A 19,845-nucleotide genomic window follows, 5' to 3' on the forward strand; every position below is an offset into this window, starting at 1 on the left:
CCTGAATCGCTGAGTGACCGACCGGGGAACGACGGTCTCGAGAGTAGAACGCCGGACTCTCACCGCCACCCGGGACCTACTTGAGGTGAGCAATACGGTGTCGAAACCAGCAACCGGAACGACGCGCTGGAGATCGATTTCGGAGGTCTCGATCCAGACCCTGACCCTCGATTCCTGATTCACGAAGGGCTCGAGGTCTGGAAGAACGCTGGACAGGATCCTGCTCGGTACAGGACTGCATCAGTGAAGTATAACGGCGCTAGCAGGCAGGTGTTCCAGTTCCTGTAGCAGACTCCGAGTGAGTGGCAACACTGTCCAGAGCACCAGCTAGCGGCTATTTCTGCTTCGTTTCTGGGTAAGGAAGAGAGATCTCGAGCGCGTTTGGGGTGGCTTCGGCTTTCGCCTCAGCCACACCCAAGGGAAACCACGATGCGAGGCGTCGGGTTTCCCCTTAGGGGTGTGCCTAAGGGCACGTAATTAAAATACTCCCCCGGCTTTGAGCAAGCCGCTACTGCAGGTCAATATGTCCGTTCGTTCTCCGATAACCAGGTGGCCTTAGACCGATCCCCAAATTCTGAGAGTATTAATCGAATGTCGTCCCCTGCACCCGTGATGTCACCTATTGAGTGGTAGAAAGAAACATTAGCACTCTCCTTCCAGACCTGTCTACCGGGGAGATTTTCATACGGATCTTCTCCCGTTTGACTGTACAGGCCTAAGAAATCCAATTCATCCACACTATGTATCTGTCCGTCTTTGGCTGCATTTATCCTAAATCTCAGAAACTTGATAAAGTGTTCAACATTAAGTATCCTTGAAAGAAGATCAAGATCGTAGATGCTCACCACGTATGGAATAAGTGTCTGATCATCTATCAACGATACATAATCCATAGTAGCAAGTCGATCATATTCCCCGCCCATTACTACCATCGGAAGGAATTCCGTGATTTTCTCACTCTGAGCACTTTCGTGACTTATAGCATCTCCAAGCGACCACTCACCCTGCTGCAAATTTTTGATCTTTCTGTCAGCTTGACTCACTCCCGCAAGAATTCCTTTGTTCATATCCTTCTTGATCTTGCTAATATCTCCTTTCCGTGCATCATCGGTCAAAAATTTCGACTTGACTTCAATTATTACAGCTGTTGAATCAAAAATGGCGACGAGGTCGATTTCCTCATTTCCCCATGAGACACTATGAAAGACATTCCCACCTTTCTGAAAGAGTTGATTGACTCGATCATACGACCAGTACTCTAGTAGCTCTCCTCTATGATTGAAGTTCAGTTCAAGCGTGATATCGGAATCTGTATTCATGTTATTGAGGTCATAAAAAAATGTCTTTGAGAGTGCCCGAGTGAACATTTGAGGGTAGGCAAAGAGAAATTGATCATTTATTTCTAACAGAGGAGTTGCTTCCAATTGATTAAACCCAAACGGAGTACTTACGTTGTAGCTACCAATTGGGGCACTGATACGGTCTAGAAACGAATTTATCCGCTCCCGGTTATGTATATCTAATGAAGATATTATTTCTTCTCTACCAATCCAAAATCCATTGGCGGCGGTGGACATGAAGGCCGCCCACGATTCCAACTCTCCTCGCTGAAGAGTGGTATGTAGGGGAGATTCAAGATGTTCAGATAGTTTTTCCCCGTTCTGAATGGCTTCTTGAATACCCCCCACCATCCTGAGACAATCTGCTTGATAATATCTCCCATCTTGGGTTATCTTGGACAATCGATTGTATAGTTTGTCTAATAATACTGATGACCAATTGGCTATGTTAATCATGTCTAGTCCTTTGTTCTTCAGAAAGTCGTACTGATAAGGCGCATATATTTTTTCAATATATTCTACATACTGTTCAGGATATGCGTAATTCCCGTAAATCAATTCACTATTTTGAGCCGCCGCTGCTAGACTTTCATCATCACGGAATGGTTTTTCCCCAATAAAATCATATTCACTGCTGAATTTTGAATAGAGAGACTCTAAGAGGGAGTACAGCTGAAATAGTTCCGCACCATATACACGATGTTGAGTAGTCCGATACCCTCCAGCGAGATCTTCATCAGCAATTGATTGAATCTCTCTCCACCTTTCCGAGTATGACAGAGAACCACGCTTATTACAGTCCGCGTCCGAAGGAAAGCTCCCGATAAGGGCCAAGGAGAACTCAAACATCCTAGGGGGAAGGCCTATATGTTCATTGGTAAATGGGTCGTTGTATGCGAATTCAGATAATATTCTAGTAGAGGCGAGGAAAGTAAGAGCATTTTTGCTTCCTAACCGGTTTACTACCGACTCTAATTCGGTTAGTATCTCCTGTTTTGATTTATTCGGCGTAGAATTAGTTAGTTGAGTATGGTTTCGTAGCCCTGGGATATTATACCAGTCGAGAGGCAAGAGAAATCGATCTTCGTAGGGATAAAGACCCATTATATTTTCTACTTTGTCCCTGCTCAGCCGAAAAGAAGGCTCAGTATGTGCACTAATCCCGGACAAGAGCATATGATGCCTCACTTTACAATCTATGCAGAATCTGACACCACTCGTCGTCGAGACAGGGATATTACGTTCACAAAGATCGCAGAACTGTTGATCGCTCATTGCTCAAACTTACTGCCGTGGAATAGTAAAAAGGCGGGTAAAACAGTATTCACTTTACTCTCCTCGGGGTTGCGCATCGATCTATACAGGGACCTCGAGGTACGCACGGAGCGTATCGTACCCACCAGTCACGTGCATACATTTCAGCCAGAAGAGACTCGGAACGATTCCGGAACAGGGCCAGATGGCTTTGATTTACAACCAGTCACCGTTCCAGCAACTCCGAGACAACACTCGGGGAGGGTTCCTGCACACATCGGAATATGAGTGCGCGGAACGGCCAGCGATCCAGCTAGGCGACGAACGCCACACTGTCCCGGGTGTCGATCCGTTCGCTCGTCGCAGCCTCGGACCCGTTTCGGACACCGATACCCCGTCGGGAGAGTATCCCGGCCTCACTCCCGTTCCGCCGGCGGCCGTCTCACGACGAGCACCGGGCCGACCGACTCCGCCGCCACGCGCGCTGTGACCTCGCCGAGGAGGAACGACTCGAGCGATGGTGCCTGTTCGCCCATCACGATTGCGTCGTGGTGCGGCACGGCCTCCAGCAACGCGTCGAGCGGGTTCCTGTCCTCGGCAATCTTCGTCCGGACGTCGATACCCGCGTCTTCCAGACGCGACCGAGCGCCCTCGAGCGGCGTGACCCCCTCGTCACCCGCCACCCGGAGCAGCGTCACGCGGATGTCCCGGTCGCCGACGAGTTCGGAGACGAACTCGATGATCCGGTCGGCGGCGACGTCGCCGGAGAGCGAGACGAGCAGCTGATCGACCGCCCCGGTCGCGCCGGTGATCGCGTACGCGTCGGCGCGGACTTCGTCGGCGACCCGCCGGACGGTCTTCTGTCGGTTGGCCGTGAAGACGAGCCGGTAGTCGGCGTCGCCGCCGGCCTCGCGGAACTCCTCGGTGATGTCGGTCAACGCCGCGTTGGCTCGCTCTTCGTACTGGCTTCGGGCCTGGTCCGGCGGCGTCTGCTCGGGCAGGACGTGGTAGCCGAGCACCGTGACGTCCATCGTGCCCAGGAGATTCATCAACCCGAGCGGAACGGCCTCGTTCTTGAGCACCGCGACAGGGACGACGACACGAGTCATTAGAGAGCCCCCTTCAGAGTAACGTCCCGGGCGTAATAAGCGTACCAGCCGGCCGTCGCGACCATGATCGCGAGGCCGATGATCTGCGAGGCCGGCTGCATGAACCCGATGAGCGCGAAGCTCGCGAGCGCGCCGAGCGCCGGGACGACCGGGTATCCCGGCGTCCGGAAGTCCGGGTCGTACCAGTCGGGTTCGTCGCGCCGGAGGACGAGGAGCGCGACGCAGATGAGCCCGTAGAGGACGAGATGGAGGAACGACGCGACCTCCGCCAGCACTTCGACCTGACCGGTCGCGACGAGGACGAGGACCGGTCCGCCGGCCATCCCGAGCGCCACGTGCGGCGTGCCGTACTTCAGGTTGATCCGGCTCGCCCACCGCGGCAGCAGCGCGTCCTTCGAGACCGCGTAGACGGCTCGAGACGTGCTCAGGATCGACGCGTTCGCGCTCGACATCGTCGCGAGCAGTCCACCGAAGACGATCGCGAGCGCGCCGGCACTACCGAGGTAGTGCCGGCCGACGTCGACCATCGCGGTCTCACCGAGGCTCGCGAGCCGCTCGCTGCCGAACGCGCTCGTGGCGACGAAGATCGTCACCACGTAGAGGACCCCGACGATCACCACCGACCCGACCATCGCCAGCGGGAGGTTCCGACCCGGCCGCTTCATCTCCCCGGCGACCGTCGCGACCTGCGCGAAGCCGAGGTAGGAGGTGAACACGAGCGCCGCCGTCGTCAGGACCGGGAGCGGCCCGAACGGCATGAACTGCTCGGGGGCGCTCGGCTGACCGACCAGGCCGAGGGCGTCGAGCGACCCCCAGAGCAGGACGACCGCGAGGATCGACAGCAAAAGCGCGACGACCCCGTTCTGGAGCTTCGCGGCGTTCTCGGTACCGGTGACGTTCAACAGCGTGAAGCCCACCCCGAAGACCAGCGCGATGGGGATGACGAGGCCGCCGCCGAGGGTGATCCCGACTTCGGCGAGGGTGTCGATAGCGTAGAAACCGAAGCCGACGAGGTAGAACGCGGTCGCGAACACCAGCCCGAACCAGAGCGAGAGCCCGACGACGGCACCCGCGAGCGTGCCGAGTCCACGTGAGATGAAGTAGTAGCCGCCGCCGCTTTTCGGCATCGCTGTCGCCAGCTCCGAGGTCGGCAGCGCGACCAGGAGCGCGACCACGCCGCCCAGAGCGAACGACCCCGCGGCAGCCGGCCCGGCCTGCCCTGCCGCCAGGCCCGGGAAGACGAAGATGCCGGCCCCGATCATCGTCCCGACGCCGATCGCAAGGCCGCCCGGGAGCCCGAGCGTCCGCTCGAGTTCGGCATCGTCGGTGTAGGTCGCCTCGTCGGTTTCGACGGTCGGTTCGACGTCCGGTGCCTCACCTTCGATGTTCGTCCCGACTGATGGTAACTCCTCGGAACCCATATCCGACTGTCATAACAGCGCGCGTGGTAACTGTACCGCTCCTGCCGATCGTCACCCGTCGACTCTCACGCTCGTGCGCGGCACACGGAAGGACTAAACGAAGACCTCCCCACCCCTCGAACACGCGACTGCGACGTGACTGCGGCCGGGACACGACCGACACACCGGCCGGCCCGTTCACACGAGACCCGACACCATGCCCCAGACACCCGACGTCCTCGTCCTCCGCGAGGGGACCGAAGGACTCTCCACCGAACCGTACGCCGACGCGCTCCGCGAGCGCCTTCCCGAGCGAACCGTCGCTCGCGCGCGGACGCCGACACAGGAACGCGACCTCGTCCGGCGGGCACGCGTCGTCACCGGGCGGACGATCGACGAGACACTGCTCGACCGTGCGGAGCGGCTCGAGCTGTTCGCCTGCACGTTCGCGGGCGTCGACCACGTGCCGACCGAGGCACTCGAAGCACGAGGCGTGGCGCTCACCAACGCCGGCGGGATCCACGCGCCGGGCATCGCGGAGCAGGCGCTCGGGAACGCGCTGGTGTTCGCCCGAAACCTCCACGAAGGGTGGCGACGCAAGGAACGGGGGGAGTGGCGACACTTCCAGTCGGGGGAGCTCACCGCCAGCACCGTCACCGTCGTCGGACTCGGCTCCATCGGCCAGGCGTTCGTCCAGCGGCTGGCGGGCATGGAGGTACACACGATCGGGGTCCGGTACACGCCCGAGAAGGGCGGTCCGACCGACGAGGTCGTCGGATTCGACGACGAGGCGATTCACGACGCGCTCGCGCGCAGCGCGTACGTCGTGCTCGCCTGCCCGCTCACTGAGACCACCCGTGGGCTGATCGGAGAGGCCGAGTTCACGACGATGCCGCCCGAGAGCGTCCTCGTCAACGTCGCCCGCGGCGGCGTGGTCGACACGGACGCGCTGGTGACGGCGCTACAGTCGAACGCCATCCGGGGCGCGGCGCTCGACGTGACCGACCCCGAACCACTTCCAGGAGGTCACCCACTCTGGGGACTCGAGAACTGTCTCGTCACGCCACACACGGGCGGACACACGCCGAAACACTGGGAGCGACTCGCCGAGATCGTCGCGCGGAACGTCGAACGGCTCGAGACGGGTGAGCGACTCGAGAACCTCGTAGTCGACCCCGGCTCCGTGTGATCGGAACGATCCGCCCAGCCCCAGGCAATCTGAATACAAGTATTACTGTGTAGCTGGTGCGATGTGTCCGGACCGTGATGGGACTGCACGCGCTGACCGTGCGACGGCTGACTATTCGGTCGAATTCCTGGTCTCAGGCGCCAATGCCGTGTTTTTGACGGAGATTTGATCGGCTGAACGAAGCGTGAGATCCAACCGTGTGAGAGACTGTTCGTTTCGAAGTATCGGCGTATAGCTCCAGAAGCGACGGAACTATCGTCGAGCCGACATCGTCGACTCGAACACGGTCCGGTCGTCAGAACCGGATAGTGTGTCCGAATCCGAGCGTAAATATACAGATGTGGTTGAACTACATCGACCATCACTCCACCGACTCGAACGTCCGCTCGCGGAGTCCGATCTCGGAGAGCCGGGGGAGCACAGTCGCCGCCCGGAAGGGGAGGTCGAAGAAGCGCTCGCCCGTCGCGTCGGCGAGCGCGTTGCCGACCGCGCCCATGACGGGGACGAGCGGGCACTCCCCGACGCCTTTCTGGCCGTGCGAGGTCGTGGGGTCGGGGTTCTCCAGCTCCGTCATCTTCGTCACGAGGGGGACGTCGCCCATCGTCGGCGGGTGGTAGTCGATGAGCGAGTCGTTCCGGAGTCGGCCGGCGTCGTCGTAACTGTACCCCTCGAGCAGCGATTCGCCGAGTCCCTGGACGATCGCGCCCTGGATCTGACCCTCGACGAGCTTCGGGTTGATGACGTTGCCGACGTCCTCGCAGATGGCGACGTCGACGACCGAGAGGTGGCCCGTCGTCGGGTCGACGTCGATCACGACGCCGAGCGCGCCGAACGTGTAGCTGTGGGCGACGTTCCCGCGCCCGGTCTCGGGGTCGACGAACTCCACCTCCTGGCTCTGATACTTGCCCTTGCCGACGAGCGAGACGCCCCCCTGGAGGGACGCCGGGCGCTCGGCTTCGGGGCCGAGCGTCTCGGGGTTGCCGCGCATCGCGATGCCGGCCAGCGTGTCGAGCGTCATCGACACCGTCCCGTCGGTGATCTCGACGGCAGAGTCGCCCTGGTCGCCGAACCCACCGCCGGCACCGACGTCGGCGACCGTCTCGTCGACGAGGGCGGCGTCACAGACCACTCGGCCGTCGACGAACGAGACGTCGTCCGGCGCGACGTCGAGCAGGTGGGCGGCGACCGCTCCGAGCGTCTCCCGGAGGTCGTCGGCCGCACGCGCCGCCGCGGAACCGGCGATGATCGTGCCGCGATCGGCCCACACGCCCAGTCCCTCCGGCGTCGTGTCCGTGTCGCCGCGAATGACGCTCACGCGGTCGACCGGGAGCCCCAGCGTGTCGGCGACGAGCTGGGCGATCCCCGTCTCCGTCCCCTGGCCGATGCTCGCGATGGCCGTGAGGACGGTCACGTCGCCGTCGCGGTTCATCTTCACGATGCACTCGTCGAAGTCGCCGCCCGAGGCGGTCTTGTTCCCGCCGCGTTTCATGATGGTCCCGACGCCGACGCCCCGGAGCTTGCCGTCGTCGGTCCGGATTCCTCCGCGAATGCGGTCCCAGCCGATCTCCTCGCGGACGGTTCTGAGACACTCCGGCATGTCAGCGTTGCGCCAGACGAGCCCCATCGACGTCCGCATCGGCATCTCCGCCCGTGTGGGGACGTTCCGCAGCCGGAGTTCCACCGCGTCCATCCCCAGTTCCGCCGCGGCCATCTCGACCAGTTGCTCGCGCATGTACGTCGCCTGCGGGTCGCCGAACCCGCGCACGGCGGTCGAGGGCATCACGTTCGTGTAGACGAGCCGGCCGTCCCACCGCTGATTCTCGATCTCGTACGGGCCGGAGCCACAGACCATCGACGAGTAGCCCACGGCGACGCCGTAGGCGGCGAACGCGCCGGTGTTCTGCGTCAGGTCGACGTCGAGCGCGACCATCTCGCCGTCCGCGGTGACGCCGAGTCTGCCCTCGAGCCGCTCGTTCGCCCGGCCACGCCCCGCGACCATCTCCTCGCGCCGGTCGAGGACGTGTTTGACCGGGCGGTGGGTGTCCATCGACAGCAGCGCCGACGTGATCTCGAACGGGTACACCTCGAGCTTGATGCCGAACCCGCCGCCCACGTCGGGGAGTTTGACCGTGATGTCGCGGCGGTCCAGATCTGAAAAGACCTGCGAGAGTTCGACCGCGAGCAAGTGGGGCATCTGCGTCGACGTCCAGAGCGTGAGCGTCCCCGCACCGGGGGTATACTCCGCGATACAGCCGTGTGGCTCCAGGGGTGCAGGCGTCGTCTTGTTCGTCTCGAAGGTCCCCTCGACGACCACGTCGGCGTCGGCCATCGCCTCGTCGACGTCGCCGGCGAACGCCTGCCCCTCCCACGGGACGTTCGTCGGCCCCTCGCGTTCGGGGTGGAGGTCCGGTGCGTCGTCGGCGAGGGCGTCGTCGATCGTCGTCACGGCGTCGAGGGGGTCGTACGTCACCTCCACGAGATCGACCCCCTCGCGGGCGGCGCGCTTGGACTCGGCGCAGACGACCACGACCTCCTGGCCCTGGTAGATCGCGCGATCGGAGGCGAGCGGCTCCTCGTCGTCGAGCATGTAGCCGTACCGTCCGTCGAGGTGTGGCTCGACGTCCGCCGCGGTCCAGACGCGGACGACCTCCGGGTGGGCTTCTGCGGCCGTGGTGTCGACGTCGACGATCTCGGCGTGGGCGTGTGGACTGCGGACGAACGCCGCGTGGAGGGTGTTCGGCCGCTGGATGTCGTCGACGTACCGGCCGTGACCGGCCACGAACCGGGAGCCGTCGAGCCCGTTCACTCGCTGGCCGACGCTCCCGCTCGCCTCGTCGGGCGTCACCGACGCGTCGGTCGTCTCGGTCCCGTCCGCGCCCGCGACCGAGTCGGCCTCGTCGTCGGTCTCACGCACCGGGGGCTCGGGCTGGCTCATTCGCCGTCACCCTCCTCGTCCGCGACGGGGTAGGTCGCGTCGAACACACCGACGTCGGTATTGCCGGCCCCGGCCCATGATCCGCTGTCGGGGTCGACGCCGCCGTCGGTCGCCGGCTCGCCGTCTCCCTCCCGGAGTCGTTCCGCGGCGACCTGGACGCTCTCGACGATCTTCGTGTACCCCGTACACCGACAGACGTTCCCCGCGAACCACTCGCGGATCGTCTCGACGTCCGGATCCGGCTCCTCGCGGAGCAGCGCGACGGTCGAGGTGAGGAAACCGGGCGTGCAGTAGCCACACTGGAGGCCGTGGGTGTCCCAGAACGCCGACTGCACCGGGTGGAGGTCGGTCCCGTCGGTGAGGCCCTCGACGGTCGTCACCGACCGCTCTGTGACCTGTGCGGCGAGCAGGTTACACGACTTCACGGGCTCGCCGTCCAGCAGGACGGTACAGGCCCCGCACTTGCCGCTCTCGCAGCCGCGGTGGGTGCCCGTCAGCGAGAGCGACTCGCGCAGGAACGCCGACAGCAGCGTGTCGGCGGGCACGGTCGCCGACCGGTCGTCGCCGTTGACGGTCGCCTCAACCGTCACGGTCGCCTGCGGGGTCGGCACCGAATCGGTCATCGGTCGCCGCCTCCCGTGGTCGCCGTTCCGTCGTCGGTCATGCCGGCACCTCCACGTCGGTCCGGGCGTCGTCGACGGCGTCGGCGAACGCGCGTTCCGCAAGCGTCACCGAGAGGTCGCGTTTGAACGGGGCGTCGCCCTCGGCGTCCGCGACGGGGTCGAGTTCTTCGGCGAGCTGGTCGGCGGCCGCGGCGAGTGTCGTCTCGGTCGCGGGCTCTCCCGCGAGCGCGGCCTCCGTCTCTGCCATCCGCCGCGGTCGGTGCTCGAACGCGCCGGTGAACACCCGCGCACGCTCGATGTGCGTCGCGTCGCGACCGCCCTCTGCGTCGCTGTCGTCGTCCCCTCGGTCGCCGGCGGCGAGATCGAACCGTGCGGCGACGCTCCCGACGGGGAACGAGACGCCGGCCGGCTCGTAGTTGGCGTACCCCCCGCCCCGGCCGGGGCCGCAGACGGGGACCCGGATCTCAGTGACGAGCTCGCCCGGGTCGAGCGTCGTCTCGTGTGCGCCCGCGACGATCGACTCGACGGCGTGTGTCCGCTCACCGTCGACCGACGCCGTGACGACGGTCGCGTCGAGCGCGCCGGCCACGGCGGTCGGGTCGCCCCGGGGCGTCACCGCCGCGACGCCGCCACAGAACGTCCCGCGGTTCCGGACCTGTACGTCGCCGATGTGCGCGACCGCGTTCGCCAGGAGCGGGCACGCCGTCGCGACGAGGTCCGACTCGAGCACGTCGACGTACCGGACCAGACAGGGGACGACGAGGTCGTCGCCGTCGCGCCCGACGGTCGACCGGCCGGGCAACTCGTTGATGTCGACGAGACACGCCGGGGTCGCCTCGCCCGAACGGAGCATGGGGAGGAGGCTCTGCCCGCCCGCGAGCACGGCTGCCTCGTCGCCGTGGCGCGCGAGCAGCGCACACGCCTCCTCGACGGACTGCGGTCGCACGTACGTGATGTCTGCCACACTCTCACGGTGTTGTCGGCACGGTCTTATACATTTCCCAGCACCCCGGATCGAAGCCGATGAACGCACCAAAGCCACGGGGAAAACTGTGCGTTCGCACACCCCTTCGGACGACGGGCGGGGCGAACGTCCGCCGCCGGAGGAACGCTTATGCGTGCGGTGGACGACGTCGGCACATGACAGACAGTACGGAGACAGCGACCGCCCCGACGGGCGACGCGACGGTCGACACGCTCGTCGCCGGCGGGCGCGTCGTCACGCAGAACGCGGCTCGCGAGGTGTTCGACGACGGGGCGATCGCCGTCCACGACGGCGAGATCGTCGCCGTCGGTCCGTCGGACTCGGTGACCGAGCGCTACGACGCCGAGACGGAGATCGACGCGAGCGGCCACGCCGTCCTCCCCGGCCTCGTCGACGGCCACGTCCACGTCTCGGATCTCCTGCTCCGGGGTGGCTTCACCGAGGATCGCGGCCTCTACGACTGGCTGTACAACGTCAAGCGGCCGGGCGTCGCGGCGATGGACACCGACGACCACGTCGTCGCCGCGGAGCTGTACTGTGCGGAGGCGCTCCAAGCCGGCGTGACGACGTTCGTCGAGAACGACGCCGAACTCCCCTGGGGGGCGACCGGCCGCGGGATCACCGAGTCGAAGCTCGCGGTGTACGACCGCGCCGGCGTCAGGAACGTCTACGCGCGCGGGATGCTGGACGAGACGGCCGACGACTACTTCCGGTCGCTCCTGGAGACGATCCAGGCGCGCGACCCGGGGGTCGCCCACGTCGACCCCGACGAGACGGTCGTCGACACCACGACCGGCATCGAGACGGTCGAGTCCCTGATCGAGGAGTTCCACGGGAGCGCCGGCGGCCGGCAGTCGGTGTGGATCGCCCCGGTCGTCCTCGAGGCGATGTCGACGGAGGGGCTCCAGGCCGCGTACCGCCTCGCGGAGGAACACGACGTGATGTCGACCATCCACGTCGCCGAGGCCGAGGTGCAGGAACAGGGTCCCGTCTCCGGCGTCGAGTACCTCCGCAACATCGGCTGTCTGGGCGAGCACGCCCTCCTCGCCCACTGCGTCCAGATCAGCGACCGCGACGCCCGCATCCTGGCCGAGACGGACACCCGCGTCTCGCACAACCTGCTGACGAACCTCCGGCTCGGCACCGGCGTCGCCCCCCTGCCGACCCTCCTCGACTGCGGCGTCACCGTCTGTCTGGGGACGGACAACGCCACCCTCTCGGACACCGTCAACCCCATCGGCGACCTCCGGTTCGTCGCGACCGTCCACGACGGCGTCCACCGCGATCCGGGGCTGATCTCCGCCCAGACCGCCCTCGACATGGTGACCCGCGACGCCGGTCGGGCGATCGGCCGACCGGACCTCGGAACGCTCGAACCGGGCACCTGCGCCGACGTCGTGCTGCTGGATCTCGACCACCCGCACCTGACGCCGTGTCCCGACGTGGTGTCGGCGATCGTCTACCAGGCGCAGGGGTTCGAGGTCGACACGGTCCTCGTCGACGGCGAGGTCGTCGTCGCGGACCGCGAGGTCACGACGCTCGACACCACCGACGTCAGCGAGCGGGCGACGGCCGCCGCGCGTGGCGTCCGCGAGCAGTCCGGGGTCACCCCCGACTGACCGACTGACCGACGGGCACGGGGACGCTGTACACGGTCGGGCGCTCGTACGGTCGGACACCGGCCCAGCCGACGTCCGTCCGCTCGATGCGGTGGCAAGGTTTATCGTGGCGGTGTTCACATCGTCTGGTATCCACGATCCACCAATGGTAGCACCAGTTCGACAGCGGCCGCACACCACGCGCGCCGGCGCGTCCGTGGCCCGACGGCTCTTCGACGCCGATATCGACGCTCCGATCGACCCTCACGGGGGAGGCGAGACGTGACGTACCGAATCGGCACCGACATCGGCGGCACCTGCACCGACTCGGCCGTGATGGACGACGAGGGACGGCTGGTCATCGGGAAGGCGCTGACGACGTACCCGAACTTCGCCGAGGGCATCTTCAACTCGCTGGCCGACGCTGCCGAGGAGCTCGACATCGATCTCGAGGAGCTCGTCGCCGAGACGTCGCTGTTCCTCCACGCGACGAGCGTGGGCGAGAACGCCCTGTTCGAGCGCGAGGGAGCCGAGACCGCCCTGCTCACGACCGCGGGCTTCGAGGAGACGCTCCACGCCACCCGCGGCGGCTACGGCCGCTGGTCGGGGCTGCCGTTCGACCAGGTGAAGGACGTCATCAACTCGGACAAGCCCGAGCCCCTCATTCCGATGTCGCGCATCGCCGGGATCGACGAGCGCGCCTACCGCGATCGGATCGTCGAACCGCTCGACGACAGCGAGGTCGTCGAGGCGGTCGACGCCCTCGTCGACGACGGCGCGGAGGCGCTCGCGTGCTGTTTCCTCTGGTCGTTCACCACGCCCGACCACGAACAGCGCGTCGCGGAACTCCTCGAGGAGCGCTACCCGGACCTGTACGTCTCGACGTCGTACGCGGTGTCGCCGACGATGGGCGAGTACGAGCGGACGGCGACGGCGGTGCTGAACTCCTACCTCGGCCCGTCGACCGAGGAGTACCTCACGAGCCTCGAGTCGACGCTGGCGGAGCTGGGGTTCGGCGGGAGCATGCTGCTGATGTTCGCCCACGGCGGGCTGGTCTCGGGGTCGGATGCGATCGAGCGCCCGGTCGGCCTCATCGAGTCCGGGCCGGTCGGCGGCCTCCTCGGGAGCCGGTTCGTCGCCGAACACCGCGACGAGTCGAACGTCATCTCGACCGACATGGGCGGCACCACGTTCAAGGTCGGCGTCATCCACGACGGCCGGCTGGAGTACGCCGACGAACCGATGGTCGGCCGCCACCACTACCAGTTCCCCAAGCGCGACGTCCACTCGATCGCCGTCGCCGGCGGGAGTGTCGTCTCGGTCGACCCCGAGACGGGCATCCCGTCGGTGGGTCCCGAGAGCGCGGGGTCGGACCCGGGACCCGTCTGCTACGGCAACGGCGGCGAGCAGGTGACCGTGACGGACGTCGACCTGGTCCAGGGCTACTTCGCGCCGGAGTTCTTCCTCGGCGGGTCCGAGGAGATGGACCCCGACGCCGCCTACGACGCCTTCGAGGAACAGATCGCCGAGCCGCTGGGCAAGGACGTCACCGAGGCGGCGGCGGACATCTACCGGCTGACCAACTCGATGATCGCCGACCTGATCCACGAGACCACGGTCGAGAAGGGGATCGATCCTCGCCGGTTCACGCTGAGTGCCATCGGCGGCGCGGCGGGAATGCACGCCGCGTCTTACGCGCGCGAGCTCGACATCCCCGAGGTGCTCGTCCCGTACACGGCGTCGGTCAACAGCGCGCTCGGTCTCCTGTCGACCGACGTCGTCCACGAGTACACCGACGTCACGCAGCTGTCGGAGCCGTTCGACCTCGGGACGATCAACGACGTCTTCGACTCGCTCGAGTCGACGGCCCGCGAGAAGCTCACGGACGAAGGGTTCGACCTCGACGAGGCGACGCTGGAACGCTCGATCAGCATGCGGTACGAGCGGCAGGTCCACGAGGTGCTCACGCCCGTCGAGGGACGCGAGTCGCTCGACGAGGGGGCGCTCGCGGCGACGGTCGACCGGTTCGAGGAACTGTACGAGAAACGGTACGGCGAGGGGTCGGCGTTCGTCGACGGCGGGATCGAGATCACGGAGTTCCGCGTCCGCGCCGTCGGCCCGCTCTCGACGCCGGAACTACACGAACACGACACGGCCGCACCCGACGCCGAGCGCGCCCGCATCGGGACGAAACAGATGCACTTCGCGCCCGACGGCCTGACCGAGGCGCCCATCTACGACTTCGAGGCGCTCGACCCCGGGGCGAGCGTCGCCGGCCCGTGCGTCATCCTGACGCCCGTGACGACCATCGTCGTCAACCCGGGCGACGAGGCGCGCGTCGACCGCTACCGGAACGTCCACATCGCCGTCGACGTCGGAGGTGAGCCGTGACCACTCCGACGGGTGAGGCCGGGTCCGCGGACGCCGGCCTCTCGCTCGACGGCATCGACCCGGTGACGTTCCAGATCATCAAACACCGCCTCGAGCAGGTGACCGACGAGGCGGTCGAGGCGCTCAAACGGGTCTCCGGCGCGCCCAACACGAACGAGGGCCACGACCTGATGGTCGCGCTGTACACGCCCGACGGCGACCTCCTCACCGGAGGGGTCGGCTTCCTCCACCACTACCTCGGCGCGTCGGAGGCGACCAAACACGTCATCGAGACGTTCGCGGGCGACATCGGCCCCGGGGACATGTTCATGCTGAACGACCCCTACACCGCGGCGCTCCACCCGCCCGACGTCTACATCATCAGCCCCATCTTCTACGAGGGGGAGTTGCAGGCGTTCTCCGCGAGCTTCGTCCACGTCGCGGACATCGGCGCGGTCGACCCCGGCGGGTTCGCCCCCAACTCCACCTCGGTGTTCCACGAGGGCTTCCAGACGCCCGGATTGAAACTCATCGACGGCGGAGAGATGCGCGAGGACGTGCTGGCGACGATCAAGAACATGAGCCGCGACCCGGGGATGATCGAACTCGACCTGCGCTCGCAGATCGCCGCCAACAACGTCGCGAACGAGCGCCTGCAGTCGCTGGCCGACGACTACGGCGCAGCGACGGTCGAGCGCGTCGGGCGCGAACTCATCCGGCAGTCCGGCGAGCGGTTCCGGAGCCGACTGCGCGAGTTGCCCGACGGCCGCTTCGAGACGCGACAGTACCTCGACTCGGTCGCCGAGGAGCGCGACTACGAGGTCCGGCTCGCGCTGGAGAAGGAGGGCGACTCGCTGACGTTCGACTTCGCCGGCACCGACGAACAGAGCGAGTACGGCCTCAACTGCACGTACATCGCGACGTACGGTGGCGTGCTCGCGCCCGTCTTCCCCCTGTTCTGTTACGACATGACGTGGAACGACGGTATCATCCAGGCGGTCGACGTGGAGGCTCCCCGGGGGAGCATCGTCAACGCCGAGCGGCCCGCACCCATCTCGATCGCCACCGTGGCGACGCTCCAGATGTGTAACAGCCTCTCGACGCTGGCCGTCTCGAAGCTCGTTGGCGCGAGCGAGACGCACGCCGACCGCGCCACCGGCGTCTGGCACGGCGCGCACTGCCACGTCTCGATGGAGGTCGACCGCGGCGACGACAGCAGCGTCGAGACGCTCACCGACACGTTCGCCGGGGCGGGCGGGGCGCGTGCGTTCGACGACGGCGTCGACCTCGGCGGGGAGGTCGTCAACGTCGTCGCCCGGTGGGGGAACGCCGAGCGCCACGAGGCCACCGTCCCGCTGCGGTACGTCCAGCGCCGCTACGTCCCCGACTCGGGCGGCGCGGGCGAGTATCGCGGGGGTGTCGGCCACGAGTACGCGCTCGCGCCCGTCCCCGGCGTGGACGTCGAGTCGATCGACGTGGTCACCATCGGCCGCGGCCTCGCCGTCCCGCACTCGACGGGGGTGTTCGGCGGCTACCCCGGGTCGACGACCGACTACCGGCTGTTCCACGACGTCGGCAACGTCTCGGGCACGTTCGACCCCCAGGAGGCCGGCGAGGGCGACCCCGCCGCCTGGGGCGTCCACCGCATCGAGGACGACGACGTCTTCTACCTCCGGTTCCCCGGGAGCGGCGGCTACGGCGACCCGCTCGACCGCCCGCCCGAGAAGATCGCCGCCGACGTCGCGAGCGGGAAAGTCACTCCCGAGACGGCCGCCCGCGTCTACGGCGTCCCGGTCGACGCCGAGGGGACGATCGACGGCTCCGTCGAGGAGACGCGGGAGGCGATCCGCGCCGAACGGCTCGCGGAGGCGTCGGCACACATGCCGCCGGTGCCGGCAGACGAGACCGCGCCTGCCGAGGCCGGCACGCGACTCGGGCCCAACGTCGCCGTCGTGGTGGCCGACGGGGATCGGTACGCCGCGTGCGACGCCTGCGGGACCGTCCTCGCCGACGCCCGTGAGAACTGGAAGGACTCCGTGGCGGTGGTCGAACGACCGCTGTCGCACGCCGGCGCGCACACGAACGGGAGCGACGCGTTCTGCCTCCGCGAGTTCTCCTGTCCCGACTGCGCGACGCTACTCGACACGGAGGTCGCCCGGGTCGGCGACGAGTTCCTCACGAGCCGGCTGTACTGAGCGGCGGGCGGTCCACGGGCGCACGAACGTACATGCCGGCGCTCCGTCAGGCGTCCGACCGTCGCGGGCTCACCCCTCTCGCTGTTCTCGGTACCACGACTCCCAGTCGGGGTTGGTCCGCGGCGGGCTGAAGATGTCGATACCGTTTACAGGGACGTCGCCGCGGTTCTCGGCGGCGTGAGCCTCGTTCGCGCCGATGGCGTACGAGTCGTTCGGCCCCACCGTCACCTCCTCGTCGGCGAGGACGAACGTCAGCTCGCCGGAGAGGATGTACCCCAGCTGTTCGTGTTCGTGGCGGTGTTCGGGGAACTCGACGCCGGGGTCGATCCGAAAGTGCAGGACGTTACAGCGGTCACCGAGCGCGAGTTCGGTCAGGGTGACGCCGTCGTCGACGGCGGCGCCCGGACGGTCGGAGAGTCTGACGGTCTCCATGGCGGGCGTGTGGACGGAAGGTCAATAAGTGGTCGGATTCGGTGTGCGTTCGTCGGGGGAGAAGGCCCAGAACTGCTGGAAGCTGACGCCTGGCGTCACACGGTCGGCCCGAACCCGGCGAGGGCGGGAGACGCCTGACCGGGGACTCAGCCGCCGAGGAACTCCTCGCGGACCTGCTGGCTGGCGAGCAGGTCGGCGCCCGCGCCCTCGATCCGGTTCTGCCCCTGGACGAGCACGTAGCCGCGGTCGCAGCGGCGGAGCGCCTCCGTCGCGTTCTGCTCGACGATGAGGATCGACGTCCCCGCGTCGGCGACGTCGTCGACGCTGTCGAACATGTCGTCGACGAGGCTCGGCGCGAGACCCGCGGACGGTTCGTCGAGGACGAGCAGGTCGGGGTCGAGCATCAGCGCCCGGCCGAGCGCGAGCATCTGCTGTTGCCCGCCGGAGAGCCGCCCGGCCTTGCGCGTGCGGTGGTCGGCGAGCTCGGGGAACCGCTCGAACACCGCCTCGAACGCCTCGTCGGGGACGTCGTCGAGGATGTACGCCCCCATCCGGAGGTTCTCCTCGACCGTCAGCGGGGGGAAGACGTTGTTGCCCTGGGGGACGTAGTTCATGCCGAGCCGGATGATCTCCTGCGGCTCGGCGTCCGTGATGTCGGTGCCGTCGAACTCGATCCGTCCGTCGGTGCGGTCGGCGAGGCCGAACACCGCCTTCAGCAGCGTGCTCTTGCCCGCGCCGTTGGGACCGATCACGGCGACGTACTCGGAACGGTCGACCCGGAGATCGACGTCGGTCAGCACCTGATGGTCCCCGTAGCCAGCGTCGAGATCCGATACCGAGAGTAGCGTCATCAGTCCCGAAGCGACGCGCTGGTGTAATCAATTCACTGGTATCGCCGAACGACTGGACGATCGAGTACAACCGATGCACATACCCAAAGTTTTAACATATTTTATCGGAGTTCTGCTATCGCATGTCACGTAAGCCCCGAACGGAGAGTCACGAGCGACGGCGTTTCCTACAGCTACTCGGTGCGGCCGGTCTGGCCGGCGTCGCCGGCTGTACGGTCAGTCAGGAAGGAGACGGAGCCAGCGGCGGCGAGAGCGACAGCGGCGGCGGAAGCGACGAGAGCGAGAGCGGGAACTCCGGCGGATCGAGCGGCGGGAGTTCGGACGACTCCGGTGGTTCTGCGGACGACGGCGGTGGGCTGGAGACGGTCGTAGTCGGGAACCCGACCAACGAGACGGGTCAGTTCAGCTGGGTCAACGCCTCCGGCGACAAGGCGCACGACATCGCCGCCCAGGAGATCAGGGAGGCCGGGGGCCCCCTCGGCGCGGAGCTCGAAGTCGTCCGTCGGGACACGGCGCTCAACCCACAGAAGGCCCGGCAGGTCACCTCGCAGATGCTCAACTCGGACGGCGCGGTCGTGATCAACGGTCTCGGCTCCGGGGAGATCACCACCAACTTCGACTGGATCCAGGACCAGGAGGTGTCGGTCGTCTCCGGCGTCGCCGGCACCGGGGCGCTCAGGGAACAGGGCGGCGACGGCGGGACGCCGGACGACTTCGGCGACGACGAGTGGGTGTGGCGGACGGTCGCCGGCGACAACCTCACCGTCATCGGGACGGCGACGAAGGCCATCGAGGACGGCAACACGAAGATGGGCTTCTTCAGCGGCACCGACCCGACGAACTCACAGGCGACCGACACGCTCATCGACCTCTACGAGGAGATGGGTGGGGAGGTCGTTGAGCGGATCGGGCTCGAACAGGGCCAGGCCTCGTTCCAGCCCGCCATCGACCGGATGCCCTGGGAGGAGATCGACGCCTTCTGGATCGCCTACAACACCACCGACGGCATCGCGTTCATGCGCCAGTGGGCGCAGTCGGACGCCGCCGACACCCTCGGCTACCTCCAGGAGTGGGCGTACAACGAGAAGTTCATCTCCGAGATGGGGTCGCTCCTGGAGGGCAAGGAGCTGGTCACGCAGACCCCCCTGCCGGAGAACCCGCGACAGCAGGCGCTCGAGTCGAAGTTCACGGAGCGGTTCGACGTCGAGTGGCTCCCGCTGTTCTGCTCGACGTACTACGACACGCTCAACGTGAGCATGCTCGCGCTCCACGCGTCGGGCGAGACCGGGTCGATCGAGGCGCAACGGAAGGCCATCCAGCGGAACATCCGGCGGGTCTCGACGCCGCCAGGGACCGAGGTCACCACGTTCGGCGAGGGGAAGGAGGCGCTCGACAGCGGCGAGGAGATCAACTACCAGGGCGCGGGGTCGACCTGTAACTTCACCACGCACGGCAACGTCTTCACGCCGATCGCCGTCTTCGACATCACGCCCGAGGGCTTCGAACAGAGTCAGACGCTCGCCGAATCCACGCTCCGCGAACGCGTCGGCGAGAACTACTGACG

At 66.0% G+C, this 19,845-nt stretch carries 13 protein-coding genes; 5 read left to right on the top strand and 8 right to left on the bottom strand.

Annotated elements, in window-relative coordinates; translation table 11 throughout:
* Positions 1-518 precede the first annotated feature (518 nt).
* The 3 genes from FZP69_RS15110 to FZP69_RS15120 form a co-directional block, all read right to left on the bottom strand.
* The gene (locus tag FZP69_RS15110) at positions 519-2,615 is read right to left on the bottom strand and encodes a nuclease-related domain-containing protein (RefSeq protein WP_152042222.1); all 2,097 of its coding nucleotides are present in this window, start codon (positions 2,613-2,615) and stop codon (positions 519-521) included.
* 395 nt (positions 2,616-3,010) lie between these two features.
* A complete protein-coding gene (locus FZP69_RS15115) occupies positions 3,011-3,703 on the bottom strand; it encodes a universal stress protein (RefSeq protein WP_152042223.1) in 693 nt (230 codons plus the stop codon).
* Positions 3,703-5,124: an APC family permease gene (locus FZP69_RS15120; protein ID WP_152042224.1), complete on the bottom strand. Its 1,422-nt coding sequence runs from the start codon at positions 5,122-5,124 to the stop codon at positions 3,703-3,705. Before FZP69_RS15120 ends, FZP69_RS15115 begins: the two co-directional genes overlap by 1 nt.
* A gap of 196 nt (positions 5,125-5,320) precedes the next feature.
* Here FZP69_RS15120 and FZP69_RS15125 point away from each other — a divergent pair, with 196 nt between their 5' ends.
* Entirely contained in the window at positions 5,321-6,292 is a 972-nt protein-coding gene (locus FZP69_RS15125; RefSeq protein WP_152042225.1) for a D-2-hydroxyacid dehydrogenase, read from the top strand.
* Positions 6,293-6,653: 361 nt separating this feature from the next.
* Here FZP69_RS15125 and FZP69_RS15130 read toward each other — a convergent pair whose 3' ends face one another.
* From FZP69_RS15130 to FZP69_RS15140, 3 genes are read right to left on the bottom strand one after another with little or no spacing between them, the layout of a single operon-like run.
* The gene (locus FZP69_RS15130; protein ID WP_152042226.1) at positions 6,654-9,227 is read right to left on the bottom strand and encodes a xanthine dehydrogenase family protein molybdopterin-binding subunit; all 2,574 of its coding nucleotides are present in this window, start codon (positions 9,225-9,227) and stop codon (positions 6,654-6,656) included.
* A complete protein-coding gene (locus FZP69_RS15135; RefSeq protein ID WP_152042227.1) occupies positions 9,224-9,850 on the bottom strand; it encodes a (2Fe-2S)-binding protein in 627 nt (208 codons plus the stop codon). Before FZP69_RS15135 ends, FZP69_RS15130 begins: the two co-directional genes overlap by 4 nt.
* 37 nt (positions 9,851-9,887) lie before the next feature.
* Complete coding sequence (locus FZP69_RS15140) at positions 9,888-10,814, bottom strand: FAD binding domain-containing protein (RefSeq protein ID WP_152042228.1); 927 nt, start codon at positions 10,812-10,814, stop codon at positions 9,888-9,890.
* 176 nt (positions 10,815-10,990) lie between these two features.
* Between FZP69_RS15140 and FZP69_RS15145 the strand changes: the two genes are divergently transcribed.
* From FZP69_RS15145 to FZP69_RS15155, 3 genes are all read left to right on the top strand, one after another.
* Entirely contained in the window at positions 10,991-12,454 is a 1,464-nt protein-coding gene (locus FZP69_RS15145) for an amidohydrolase family protein (RefSeq protein ID WP_152042229.1), read from the top strand.
* A 261-nt stretch (positions 12,455-12,715) separates the two neighbouring features.
* Positions 12,716-14,824: a hydantoinase/oxoprolinase family protein gene (locus FZP69_RS15150; RefSeq protein ID WP_152042230.1), complete on the top strand. Its 2,109-nt coding sequence runs from the start codon at positions 12,716-12,718 to the stop codon at positions 14,822-14,824.
* Positions 14,821-16,998 (top strand): hydantoinase B/oxoprolinase family protein, encoded by a 2,178-nt coding sequence (locus FZP69_RS15155; RefSeq protein WP_204960035.1) that lies wholly within the window; start codon positions 14,821-14,823, stop codon positions 16,996-16,998. The genes FZP69_RS15150 and FZP69_RS15155 overlap by 4 nt, the downstream gene beginning before the upstream one ends.
* A 69-nt stretch (positions 16,999-17,067) precedes the next feature.
* Here the strand turns inward: FZP69_RS15155 and FZP69_RS15160 are convergent, their stop codons facing one another.
* Positions 17,068-17,430 (bottom strand): cupin domain-containing protein, encoded by a 363-nt coding sequence (locus tag FZP69_RS15160; RefSeq protein WP_152042231.1) that lies wholly within the window; start codon positions 17,428-17,430, stop codon positions 17,068-17,070.
* A gap of 146 nt (positions 17,431-17,576) precedes the next feature.
* Positions 17,577-18,281 (bottom strand): ABC transporter ATP-binding protein, encoded by a 705-nt coding sequence (locus FZP69_RS15165; protein WP_152042232.1) that lies wholly within the window; start codon positions 18,279-18,281, stop codon positions 17,577-17,579.
* Positions 18,282-18,403: 122 nt separating this feature from the next.
* Here FZP69_RS15165 and FZP69_RS15170 point away from each other — a divergent pair, with 122 nt between their 5' ends.
* Positions 18,404-19,843 (top strand): ABC transporter substrate-binding protein, encoded by a 1,440-nt coding sequence (locus FZP69_RS15170; protein ID WP_152043401.1) that lies wholly within the window; start codon positions 18,404-18,406, stop codon positions 19,841-19,843.
* The last annotated feature ends 2 nt before the right edge of the window (positions 19,844-19,845 follow it).

The organism is Salinigranum salinum (assembly GCF_009176545.1).
GTDB lineage: Archaea > Halobacteriota > Halobacteria > Halobacteriales > Haloferacaceae > Salinigranum > Salinigranum salinum.